The 12,395-nt window shown below is 76.4% G+C and carries 6 protein-coding genes; all 6 read left to right on the top strand.

Annotation, left to right across the window (positions count from 1 at the left end; translation table 11 throughout):
• Positions 1 to 109 precede the first annotated feature (109 nt).
• The 6 genes from H7H31_RS24150 (at position 110) to H7H31_RS24125 (ending at position 12,263) form a co-directional block, all read left to right on the top strand.
• Positions 110 to 1,468 (top strand): vWA domain-containing protein, encoded by a 1,359-nt coding sequence (locus H7H31_RS24150; protein WP_187060709.1) that lies wholly within the window; start codon positions 110 to 112, stop codon positions 1,466 to 1,468.
• 211 nt (positions 1,469 to 1,679) lie between these two features.
• Positions 1,680 to 3,563: an FHA domain-containing protein gene (locus H7H31_RS24145; protein WP_187118081.1), complete on the top strand. Its 1,884-nt coding sequence runs from the start codon at positions 1,680 to 1,682 to the stop codon at positions 3,561 to 3,563.
• 206 nt (positions 3,564 to 3,769) lie between these two features.
• On the top strand, positions 3,770 to 4,174 hold the full coding sequence (locus tag H7H31_RS24140) for a globin (protein ID WP_176161644.1): 405 nt from the start codon (positions 3,770 to 3,772) through the stop codon (positions 4,172 to 4,174).
• Between the two features lie 347 nt (positions 4,175 to 4,521).
• On the top strand, positions 4,522 to 7,989 hold the full coding sequence (locus H7H31_RS24135; protein WP_187061556.1) for an ABC transporter permease: 3,468 nt from the start codon (positions 4,522 to 4,524) through the stop codon (positions 7,987 to 7,989).
• Between the two features lie 3 nt (positions 7,990 to 7,992).
• The gene (locus tag H7H31_RS24130; RefSeq protein WP_232110055.1) at positions 7,993 to 10,995 is read left to right on the top strand and encodes an FtsX-like permease family protein; all 3,003 of its coding nucleotides are present in this window, start codon (positions 7,993 to 7,995) and stop codon (positions 10,993 to 10,995) included.
• Between the two features lie 212 nt (positions 10,996 to 11,207).
• Positions 11,208 to 12,263: an ABC transporter ATP-binding protein gene (locus H7H31_RS24125; protein ID WP_232110054.1), complete on the top strand. Its 1,056-nt coding sequence runs from the start codon at positions 11,208 to 11,210 to the stop codon at positions 12,261 to 12,263.
• Positions 12,264 to 12,395 lie beyond the last annotated feature (132 nt).

The following is a 12,395-nucleotide window of genomic DNA, read 5'->3' as shown; positions in this document are numbered from 1 at the left end:
ACCGGGGTACGGGCGGGCCGTCAGGGAGCCGTCGGCGAGCGCGTCCCCCGTCCGCCCATGTGCCGATGAGTCCACGCGGAGCGTTGAGGGACGTCAAGGAGCGGAACAGATGGCCAACTTCTCCAAGTCGAACGTGCCACGGTTCTCGGTCGAGGTGTACCAGAACGAGTTCCTCCCCGAGGGCGGACGCGACGTCAGCGCGATCGTCACCGTCACCGCCACCGGCGGCGGCACCACCGGCCGTCTGCCGCTCGTCTCCGTCGGCCCGCGCGACGCCGCGGCGCGGCAGCGGGGGCCGAGCGCCGCCGTGGCCGTCATGGTCGACTGCTCCGGCTCGATGGACTACCCGCCCACCAAGTTGCGGCACGCGCGGGAGGCGACGGCCGCGGCGATCGACACGCTGCGCGACGGCGTGGCCTTCACCGTGATCGCCGGCACCCACAAGGCGGCCGAGGTCTACCCCGGCGGCGGCAGGCTCGCCCGCGCCGACGCGGCCACCCGCGCGGCGGCCAAGGACGCCCTGCGCGCGCTGCGCGCGGGTGGCGGCACCGCGATCGGCGAGTGGCTGCGGCTCGCGGACCGGTTGCTGCGTACCCAGGACGCGGCGATACGGCACGGCATCCTGCTCACCGACGGCCGCAACGAGCACGAGAGCCCCGAGGCGTTGCGCGCGAGCCTGGACGCCTGCGCGGGGCGCTTCACCTGTGACGCGCGCGGCGTCGGCACCGACTGGGAGGTGAAAGAGGTCACAGCGATCGCCTCGGCCCTCCTCGGCACCGCCGATATCGTGGCGAACCCGTCCGAACTGGCCGAGGACTTCCAGCGCGTGATGGAGTCCGCTATGGGGAAGGAAGTCGCGTATGTCGCGCTGCGTATCTGGACTCCCCAGGGCACGGACGTCACATTCGTGAAACAGGTCGCCCCCACCGTCGAGGACCTCACCCACCGCCGCGCCGACGCCGGGCCGCGCTTCGGCGACTACCCCACCGGCTCCTGGGGCGACGAGTCGCGCGACTACCACGTGGCGGTGCGGGTGCCGGCGGCCGAGGTGGGTCGGGAAATGCTGGCCGCGCGGGTGACGCTGGTGCTGCCGAGCCCGGACGGCACCCCGCCACGACCGCTGGCGCAAGGGCTCGTACGCGCCGTGTGGACGGCCGATCTGGCGGCGTCGACCTCCATGAACCCGCAGGTCGCGCACTACACGGGGCAGGCGGAGCTGGCCCAGGTGATCCAGCAGGGGCTCGACGCGCGCAAGTCGGGCGACTGGGACGGAGCGACCGCGAAACTGGGCCGCGCGGTGCAGCTCGCCGCCGCCTCGGGGAACGCCGAAACGGCGAAACTGCTTTCGAAGGTGGTGGACGTCGTGGACGCGGTGACAGGTACTGTGCGACTGAAAGCGAAGGTCGCGGACGCGGATGAGATGACCCTCGAAACGCGCTCCACGAAGACCGTTCGCGTAAAGAAATAACGCGGGTGCGCGGCCGGGCGACCGGCCGGGTCGCCCGCCACACAGCGGGTCACGACGGGCCGCCACGGCCCCGTCCGACCACCAGCTCCACCAGCGACACCAGCAGTACCCGTAGTGCACAGCAGCACCAGCAACACCCGTAGCGAACAGCATCAAATAGCAGCAAACAGCACCAACGCCAAGAAACGGCACACGAGGGGGAATCACCGACATGCCGACTTGCCCAAACGGCCATCAGTCGTCGGCCGAGGACTACTGCGAGGTGTGCGGGCACCGCATGTCGGCAGCACCCGCCGGCGCCGTTCCCCCGCCTCCGCCGCCGCCCGGGATGATGGGCCCGCCCAACCCGCCACCGCCGCCCGGCCACCAGGGTCCGCCAGGGCCCGGCGGCCCGGGCGGGTACGACGGTCCCGGCGGTCCGGGGCAGGGCCGCGGCTTCGACGGCCAGGGCGGTCCCCCCGGTCCCGGTGGCCCTGCTGGCCCGCCCGGACCTCCCGGGCCTCCCGGCCACGGCCCGGGCCCCGGCGGTTTCGACAACCAGGGCGGCCCCGGTGGCTTCGGCCCCGGCGGCCCGGCCGGCCCCGGTGGACCCGGCGGCTTCGGCCCCGGCCCCGACGGGCCTGGCGGTCCCGGTGGTCCCGGTGGCTACGACGGTCAGGGCGGCCCCGGCGGCCCGCGCGGCTTCGACGGCCCCGGTCGGCCCGGCGGACCCGGTGGGTTCGACGGCCCCGGTGGACCTGGTGGCCCCGGGGGCTCCGGTGGCCCGTTCAGCCCGCCCGGCGGCCCTGGTGGCCCCGGTGGCCCTGGCGCGCCGGGTGGTCACGGTGGGCCGGGTGGTCACGGTGCTCCCGGTGGGTACGGCTACCCCGGTGGGCAGCCCGAGTCCGGCTTCCCGTCGGAGCTGTGCCCGCAGTGCCGTACGCCGCGCGAGGCGCAGGCGCCGTTCTGCGAGGAGTGCCGCTACAACTTCATCACCCAGTCGGCCACCTCGTACACGCCCTACAGCCCGGCCCCGGCGTCCGGCCAGGGCGGCTTCCCGCCGCCCCCGTCGCAGGGACAGCCGCCCCAGGGCCCGCCGCACGGCCAGCCCGCGCACCCGCACGGGTCGGACGCCTCCCAGCCGCCTGGTCCGCAGGGTCCGCCGCAGCCGGGCCAGGACTACCGGGGCGGCCACCAGCAGCAGAACCGGCCGCCGGAGCCGTCGCACCCGTCCCCGCTGCCGCCGCACGCCGGTGGCCCGCAGGGTGGCGGCCAGGGCGAGCAGCGGCCCGGGGGCCCGCCGAGCGGTCAGGGCTTCGGGGGCGACGACGACTGGATGCTCCCGCCGCCGAGCGCCCCGGAGGCGTCGGCCGCCGCGCCGCCGCACGGCGCTCCGGCGCCCGCCGCGCCCCGTCCGTTCCCGGACGCGCCCGGCCAGGGCCCCGGTGGCCGGTCGCCCTTCCCGGGTGACGACGGGTTCCCGGGCGCGGCCCCGCCGCAGCACGGGCAGTCGGCGTTCCCCGGCCAGCCGCCGTCCGCGCCGCCCCACCAGGGGCAGCCGCAGCACGGGCAGGCGCAGCACGGCCAGCAGCAGCACGGCCAGCCGCCGCAGCAGCAGGGCCAGCCGCAGCACGGGCAGCAGCAGGACGGTGGCTACCGGCCCGACGGCGCGTACCAGCAGGGTCCTCCCGGTGGCGGGCAGGCCGGGTCGGACAACTGGGTCGCCGTCGTCGCGCCGGACCGCGAGTACTTCATGGCGATGATGACGCGCAGCGGCCCCGAGGCCGCCGGGCTCAACCTGCCCGCGTACTCGCCCGAGCAGCAGTTGCCGCTCTCCGGTAACCAGATCACCATCGGTCGCCGCAGGCACAGCACGGGCGAGGCGCCCGACATCGACCTGTCGCGCCCGCCGGAGGACCCGGGCGTCTCGCACCAGCACGCGGTGCTGGTGCCGCAGCCGCACGGCGGCTGGGCGGTCGTGGACCAGGACTCGACCAACGGCACGACGATCAACGGCGGTGACGAGCCGATCCAGCCGTACGTGCCGGTCCCCCTCCAGGAGGGCGACCGGGTGCACGTCGGCGCGTGGACGACGATCACCCTTCGCAGGGGCTGACCGGCCCCGCCTCGGCGACATCCGGTCGCTGACGGGCCCGCCCCATCCCGGGGCGGGCCCGTTCGCGTCGCCAACCCCCGTTGCCCCGTGGCCCGCCGGCCGCCCCGTGGCGGGTCGCGCGGCGGCGGGCGGCATGGTGGCCCGGGGCGGCCCGGGGTGGTCCTACGACTTCCGGCCTCCGTCGCGGCATCTGCGACCATGGAGGAGTGAATGAGATTCCGCGCGGCACGCTGCAGGAGCAGACCTTCTACGAGCAGGTCGGCGGCGAGGAGACCTTCCGGCGCCTGGTGCACCGCTTCTACCAGGGCGTCGCGGAGGACCCGTTGCTGCGGCCGATGTACCCGGAGGAGGACCTCGGCCCGGCCGAGGAGCGCCTGGTGCTCTTCCTGATGCAGTACTGGGGCGGCCCCCGTACGTACAGCGACCAGCGCGGCCACCCCCGGCTGCGGATGCGGCACGCGCCGTTCACGGTGGACCAGGCCGCGCACGACGCCTGGCTGCGGCACATGCGGGACGCCGTCGACGAGCTGGACCTCGCGCCCGAGCACGAGCAGCAGTTGTGGAAGTACCTGACGTACGCCGCCGCTTCGATGGTCAACACCCCGGGCTGAGCGGCCAGTACGCACGGCCGGGCCGCCGGTACGCGCAGCCCCCGGCGCCCCGAACCGGCGGCGGGCCCGACGGCGGCCGGCGGCCGGGCCTCGACGACCCAGGAACCAGCCATTCCGGACGACGGCGGCGATGACCCGCATACCCTGCGTATCGCATAGCGGACACTGGGTATCGCATGTCGGTCACAATCGGATCAAGCCCAGACCGCAACCGCTTTCAGACCGCATCTTTCTCTGACAACATCCAGGCACGCCGCCGAGTCGACACGCCGCCGTCACCTCCGTGACCGCGCGCCGTCGCTGGCTGGCGACGGGTCCGGTGGGCGGGGAGCAGCGCGGGGGGGTCAGTGGCGGGCTTTGTGTTCCTGCGTGTCCGTGCGCACCGATTGCTGTTGTCGGCGGCCCTGTTGACGGTGCTGCTGACCACCGCGGTGCTGGCCACGCTCGGCGCGTTCAGCGCGGCCATCGGCGACGCGGGGTTGCGGCACGCGCTGCGCGAGCGCAGCGCCGCGCCGGCCGCGCTGCGGGTGGCCACGGACCTGCCGGAGTCGGAGCGTGCGGCGGCCGAGCGAGCCGTGCGGCGCGGTGCCGAGCGGACCTTCGACGGGCTGCCGGTAACGCTGCGTTCGATGGCCCACTCGGGCCCGTACGCGCTGCCCCGCGAACTCCAGTCCGCCGCGGCCCGGCAGGGCGAACCGGACCTGACGCTGTTCGCCGCGATCGACCGCACCCGCGTCACGCTGACCACCGGCGCCTGGCCGAGCGGCGCGCCCCAGGAACCCGGCAGGAGCGGCAAGAGCGGTGCGCACGACAAGGACGGCGAGGGCGACAAGCACGGCAAGGGCGCGGCGGCGCTGCCCATCGCGCTCCCGGAGACCGCGGCGGCCCGCCTCGGGCTGCGCGTCGGCGCTCGGCTGACCCTCACCGACCGGCTGTCGGGGCCGCCCGTGCAAATCCGGGTCACCGGCCTGTACCGGCCCAAGGACCGCACCGACCCGTACTGGCAGTTGGACGACCTGGGCGGCAGCGGCGTGCGGACGCTGGCGTTCACCACGTACGGACCGCTGCTGACCGACGACGCGGCTTTCCGGGACGGGCGCGTCGCCCAGGCCGGGATGGCCTGGCTGGCGGCGGCGGACTTCTCCGGGGTGAGCGCGGACGACGTGGACGGGCTGCGGTCGGCGGCCGAGCGGGGGCGGGCCGCGCTCGCGAAGGACCCGGCGCTCGGCGGCGCGGAGGTGAGCACGGGTTTGCCGACCGTGCTCGACCAGGCCGACCGCTCGCTGCTCGGAGCCCGTTCGACGCTGCTGATCGTGACGCTGCAACTGGTGTTGCTCGCCGGGTACGCGCTGCTGCTCGTGGCCCGGCTGCTCAGCACGGAGCGGGCCGGCGAGACGGAGTTGCTGCTGGCCCGTGGCGCCTCCGGGCCCCGGATCGCGCGGCTCGCGGCCGTCGAGGCGCTGCTGCTGGCCGGGCCCGCGGCGGTGGCGGCACCGCTGCTCGCCGGGCCGCTGATGGAACTCATCGCCGCCTACGGCCCGTTGGCGCGCATCGGCCTCGACCTGGACACCGGGCTGACCTGGCAGACCTGCGTCATCGGCGGCGCCGTGGCGCTGGGGTGCGCCGCGGCCGTGGTGGCGCCCGCGCTGCTCGGGGCCCGGGCGCGCAGCGGCCCGTCCGTGGTGCGCGCGCGGGCCAACGCGCTGCCGGCGCCGCTGCGCGCCGGCGCGGACGTGGGCCTGCTGGTCATCGCGGGCGTCGCGTACTGGCAGCTCGACCAGCAGTCCGGCGACGGCGGTGGCGTGCTCAGCGGTGACGGCGGCGCGCTCGGCGTGGACCCGGTGCTGGTCGCGGCTCCCGCGCTGGCGCTGCTCGCCGGCACGGTGCTCACGCTGCGGCTGCTGCCGCCGGTCGCCAGGATCGCCGAGCGGCGCGCGGCGCGCGGGCGCGGCCTGCCCACCGCGCTCGCCGGTTGGCAGCTCGCCCGCCGCCCGCTGCGCGGCGCGGGGCCGGTGTTGCTGCTCGTACTGGCCGTGGCCATGGGCATGTTCGCGGTCGGCCAGGGCGCCTCCTGGGAGCGCTCGCAGGACGACCAGGCGGACTTCGCGGCCGGCACCGACGTGCGCGTCCTGTCCAGCCGCATCCCCCAGCTCGGGCAGGGCGGCGCGTACGCGTCGGTGCCGGGGGTGGATGCCGCGGCGCCCGCCGCCCGCGTGCGGTTCGGGCTCTCCGGCGGGCGCGGCGCCTCGCTGCTCGCGCTCGACGCGCGGCACGCCAGGGGTTCGCTGTTGATGCGCGACGACCTGGCCGACCGGGACGCGCGGGCCGTGTTGGACACCGTCGCGCCGCGCGAGGCCGTCGAACGCCCCGGGATCGCGCTGCCCGGCACGCCCGACGAACTGCGCCTGACGGCCCGGCTCGGCGCGCCCGGCGCACCGGGCGGCGTCTCGCCCAGCAGGGCTTCGGCCGCCGTCACCGTGACCATCGAGGACCGCTTCGGCGTCCCGTATCCGCTGCGGATCGGCCAACTGCCCGTCGACAACAAGGCCCGCACCCTGGTCGCCGACATCGCGCGGACCGCGGGCGCGCCGGGTGGCAAGCCCGCCGGGCCGCTGCGGCTGACGTCGATCAAGCTGGAACTGCTCCAGTCGGCCCGCGCGGAGCGGCACGCCTTCGAGGTGAGCGGCCTGCGGGCGGTCGGCGCCGACGGCGCGGCCCAGGCGGTGCCGGTGCCGGACGGCTTCAACTGGCGGGCGACGGCCACGTTCGCGGAGGAAGTGCCGGGCAACGTCCGGGCCAGGCCGCGGGCGGAGCGCCCCCGGCACACGGCGGACCGGCCGCTGACCGCCGGCTACGACACGGGCCACCACATCGGCGACGACCTCATCCCCTCGCGCCCCACCAGCACCTTCGCCTTCGCCGCCCCCTGGCCTCGGCAGCCCGGCCCGTTGACGGCCGTGGCCACCGACCGCTTCCTTGACTCCAGCGGCGCCAAGGTGGGTTCGACGGTCAGCGTGCCCGTCGCCGGCGAGACGTTGCCGGTGCGCGTCGTCGCCGCCGTGCGCGCGCTGCCCACCACGGGCGCCGCGGCCGAGCGCACCAGCGGCGTGGCCACGGCGGCGGGCGGCGACCAGGGGGCGGCCGACGCGGCGGCCACCGGCGGTTCCACTTCGGACGGTGGCGCGCTGCTCGTCGACTTCCGGGCCGTCAACCAGGCGCTCGCCGCCCGCGACTCGGCCGCCCTGCCGCCCAGCGAGTGGTGGCTGCGGCCGGCGCCGGGCAAGGGCGAGCAGGTCGTGGCCGCGCTGCGGCAGCGGCCCGACACCGACCCGGCGCAGGTCATCGCCCGCTCGGAGATCGCGGACGAACTGCACGACGACCCGTTCGGCGCGGGCCCGCAGGCCGGGCTCGCCGCCGCGGCCCTGGTCGCGGCGGCGCTCGCCGCGGTCGGCTTCGCCGTCAGCATGGCCGGCTCGCTACGCGAACGCGGCGCCGAGTTCGGCGTCCTGCGCGCCCTCGGCGCCCCACGGCGCCAGCTCGCCCGCATGGTCGCGGCGGAACAGGCGCTGCTCATCAGCCTGGCGCTGGCCGTGGGCCTCGCCCTCGGCACGGTGCTGACCCGGGCGGTGGTGCCGCTCATCGTGTTGACCGGCGAGGCGGCGCAGCCGGTGCCCGAGGTCCTGGTCGAACTGCCGTTGTGGCAGGTCGGCGGGGTGCTCGCGGCGGTCGCCGCCGTGCCCGTACTGATCGTCGCGGCGGTGGCGCTACGACGCGGCGACCCGGTCGCCACACTCCGCCACCGGGGAGGTGAGTAGGCCATGCCCGCGTCCACAGCAGACCACGAGGGGCCCGAGCGGCCCACACAGGACGGGCCGACCGCCGACGAGGCGGCGCAAGACCGGTCCGACCGGCCCGACCGGTCAACGGCCCGCGACGGTTCGACCACCGGCCGCCGCGCCCCGGTCGTGACCAACTGGGTCAGGCTGCGGCTGCGCGCCGCGCCCGGCGCCGCCCTCGCGCTGGGCGTACTGGTGCTGCTGACCTCGTTCCTGGCCGCCGCGTTCCCGCGCGGGGTCGACGCGTACGAGTCGCACGCCATCCGCGACCAGATCAGCGCGGCCTCGCCGGACCGCAGCGCCTACCAGGTCACCTCGGGTCCGCCGGGCGCCCAGCGACCGCAGCGCGAGCGGGCCGCCGCGCTGGCCCCGGGGCCGCTCGGCGAGCAGTACCGCGAGGTGCGTGAGCGCCTGCCCGACCTGGTGCGGTACGACCCCGCGCAGTCCGCGTACGGGGTGCGCACCCCCGAGGCGCTGGTGGCCAGCGACGCGTGGCTGCCGCGCCCGGACGGCCTGCCGCCCAAGCTGACGCTGACGGCCCAGTCGGGCCTGGCCGAGCACAGCCGCGTGCGCGAGGGTCGGCTGCCGCGCGGCACGGGCCCCGCCACCGACGACGGCGGCTCGGAGGGCGCCGGAGTGGCCGACCGGCTGGAGGTCGAGGCGGCGGTCACCCGGGAGACCGCGAAGGCGCTGGGCCTGCGGATCGGTTCGCGCGTCCACCTCGACGCGGTGGGCACCACCGCGCTCTCCGCGCGGATCGTGGGCGTCCTCGACCCGCGCGCCCCACAGAAGACGTACTGGTCCATCGAGCCGCTGCTGCGCTCCCCCGGCCTCGCGACGGAGAAGGTGGCGGGCGACACGCCCAAGCGCTTCTGGGTGGGGGCGCTGCTCCTGGCCCCCGACGCCGGGCCTTCCCTGCTCTCCGCGACCGGCACCCCGCAGACCTTCTGGCGGCTGGCCAACGACCCGAGCCACCTCACCGGACGCGACGTGACCCGCCTGCGCGAGCAGGTCGCCGCGCTCGAGAACGGGCCGACGCTGGTCGCGATGCGCGAGGCGATCGGGCCCACCGCCGCGATCAGCACCGAAGTGGACACCATCGTCGGCGAGTTCGGCGACATGCGGAAGGCGGTGGCGCCGGTGGTGGCCGTCGCCGCGTTCGGCGTGGGCACCGTCGCCGCGATCGTGTTGCTGATGGCCGGCGGCCTGGCCGCCGCCAGGCGCCGCGCCGAACTGACCCTGCTGCGCTCCCGTGGCGGCTCGCTCGTCGGCGTCGGCCGCCGGCTGCTGGCCGAGACCTCGGTGGTCGCGCTTCCCGCGGCGGCTCTCGGGTTCACCCTGGCCGTCGTGCTCGTACGGGAGGCGCGGCTGGTGCCGGCGCTGCTGGCCGCCGCCGCGGTGGCCGCGCTGGCCTGCTGCGCGCTGCCCGCGCGGGCGGTCGCGGCCCACCGCCGGACGCTGACCAGCATGGAGCGCACCGACGTGGTACGGGCCAAGCCGTCGCGCCGCCGCGTGGTCGCCGAACTCACCGCGCTGGTCCTGGCGGTGGGCGCGGTGGCGGCCCTGCGCCAGCGCGGCACGGCGGGTGGCGATGTGGACGCGCTGGTCAGCGCGGCGCCCGTGCTCGTCGGGGCGATCGCCGCGCTGCTGCTCGTGCGGCTGTACCCGCTGCCGCTGCGGCTCGCCGCCCGCCCGGCGACCCGGCGCCGTGGTGTGCTCGGCTTCCTGGCGCTGGCCAGGGCCGGCCGCGCGCAGGCGACCGGGGCGCTGCCGCTCCTGGCGCTGATCATCGCGCTGTCCACCGCGTCGTTCGGCGGCTCGGTACTCGCCGGCGTCGACGACGCGCGCGAGCGCGCCTCGATCCTGGCGGTCGGGGCCGACGCGCGGGTGGACGACAGCAAGGGGCTGCCGAAGAACCTGGCCGCCGCGTTGCGCGAGGTGTCGGGCGTGCGACAGGTGGTGCCCGCGCACATCGAGTACGACCTGTGGCTCAACGACGACGGCGACCAGGTCGCCCTGGTGGCCATCGACCCGGCCGCGTACAACAGGCTGGCCCGCCACGCGGGCATGGAACAGGTGCCGGCGAAGGCACTGCGCGAGGACCGGGGCGCCGTGGTGCCGGCCATCGCCTCGCCCGGGGTCGCCAAGCGGCTGGGCACCGGGCCGCAGAAGCTGCGCCCGCTCGGCGGCGACATCACGGTCGAGGTGGCCGCCGTGCACGAGGGCACTCCGGCGACGCAGACCAGCGAGTACCTGCTGATCGACGCGGACCGGCTGGCCCGCCCGTACCCGACCGCCATGCTCATGGCCGGTTCCGGCTCGCACGGCTCGGGCATCGACATGGCCGCGGTGCGCGCGGCGGTGGGCACCGGCGCGTCGGGCGCCGACCGGGGCGCGGACGCCGCGGCCCGCGCGGCCGGCCTCACGCCGCAGCAGGGTGACGACGCCGGGAAGGCGTCCGCGCGGGGCGAGGGCTCGGTCCGCGTGAAGGCGCGGGCCGAGGAGTACGCGGCGCTGGCCGACTCACCGCTCCAGGACGGTACGGAGCGGTTGTACGCGGCGGCGGTGGCGGCGGGCGCCGGGTACGCGGCGCTGGCCGTGCTCCTCTCGCTGCTCCAGGCCACGCCGGAGCGCACGGCGCTGCTGGCCCGGCTCCGCACGATGGGGCTCACCCGGCGCCAGGGCCGGCGGCTGCTCGTCCTGGAGGCGCTGCCGCAGGCCCTGCTCGCCGCGTGCGGCGGCGTGCTCGTCGGATACGGCACGATCCGGCTACTGGCGCCCGGCCTCGATCTGACGCGGCTGGCGCTGTCCGCCCGCGCCGGCTTCGACGAACTCGGCACCGTACGCCTGCACGCCGACGCACTGTCGCTGGTGGTTCCCGCGGTGGGCGTGGTGCTGCTGACGCTGGTGGTGGTGCTGGCGCAGGCGTGGTGGAGCGGGCGCCGCAAGGAGAACACCGAGCTGAGGGCGGGAGAGAGCCGATGACGAAGACGGCGGCAGGCACGGGCGGACACGACGGCGACGGCGGCACGCGCGGGCGCGGTACGCGGAGGGCCGCGGCGGACGCCGCCACGGCGGCAGACCGGGCGGCCGGAGACACGGCGGTCGCGGACGGGCCCGCCACGGGCGGGGGTGCGGCGGCTGGAGGCGCTGCGGGCGGCGGCGCTGCGGGTGGAGGCGCCGGGCGCCGGCCGGCCGTGCCGTCGCTGGCCGAGCTGGAACGCCGGGCCACCTCGCACCGCGACCGCCCCGCCTTCGGCCACGACGCGCTGATCACCTGCGACCGGCTGGTCCGCGTCTTCTCCACCGACGGCGTCGAGGTGCAGGCGCTCCAGGGGCTCGACCTGCTGGTTTCCGAGGGTGAGTTGATGGCCCTGGTGGGCGCGTCCGGTAGCGGCAAGTCCACGCTGATGAACATCCTGGCCGGCCTGGACGTGCCCACGGCCGGCGCGGCCTCGGTGGCCGGCAGCGACCTGCTGAACATGGACGCGAAGGCCCGGCTGCGCTACCGCCGCGACATCGTCGGCTTCGTCTGGCAGCAGACGGCCCGCAACCTGCTCCCGTACCTGACCACCATCCAGAACGTGCTCCTCCCCATGCAGTTGCGGGGCCGCGGCCGGCAGCGCGCGGCGCGCCTGAAGCACGCCGACGACCTGCTCCGGATGCTGCGGATCGACCACTGCCGGGACAAGCGCCCGCAGCAGATGTCCGGCGGCGAGCAGCAGCGCGCCGCCATCGCCGTGGCGCTCGCCAACACCCCCTCCGTACTCCTGGCCGACGAGCCGACCGGCGAGCTGGACTCGGCCACCGGCGAGGAGATCTTCGCCGCCTTCCGCACGGCCAACGCCGAACTCGGCACCACCATCGTGATCGTGACGCACGACCAGACCGTGGCCAGCGAGGTCCGCCGAACGGTCGCCATCCGCGACGGCCGCACTTCCTCGGAGGTGCTGCGCCGCACCGAGGTGGACGCCGAGACGGGCCAGGAGTCCCTGGTGGCACGCGAGTACGCGATGCTCGACCGCGCCGGCCGGCTGCAACTCCCGGCCGACTACACGCAGTCGCTCGGCATGGAACACCGCGTCCTCCTCGAACTCGAACCCGACCACATAGCCGTCTGGCCCGACCACTCCCCGCCCCCCGACGCCCCCCAGAACGGCGGGGCTGCCGAGGGCAGCGAGGACGGCGAGAGCAGCCAGGGCGACCAGGACCACCAGAGCGGCCCGGGCAAGGCGGGCGGCGCACAGCCGTAGCCACCTGCCCCGGCGGCACCCGTGGTGGGGCGCGGCCGGGAAGCCCCCGCCCCGCCCGGCCCGCCCATTGCCGCCTGACCGGGTGCGACCGTACGGACAGCGGGTCGGCCGACGGTGGTACGGGCGGGGCAG

Origin of the sequence: Streptomyces buecherae (assembly GCF_014295035.1) — a bacterium.
In the GTDB taxonomy this organism is placed as follows: domain Bacteria; phylum Actinomycetota; class Actinomycetes; order Streptomycetales; family Streptomycetaceae; genus Streptomyces; species Streptomyces youssoufiensis.
This window is presented reverse-complemented; position numbering and strand designations above follow the sequence as displayed.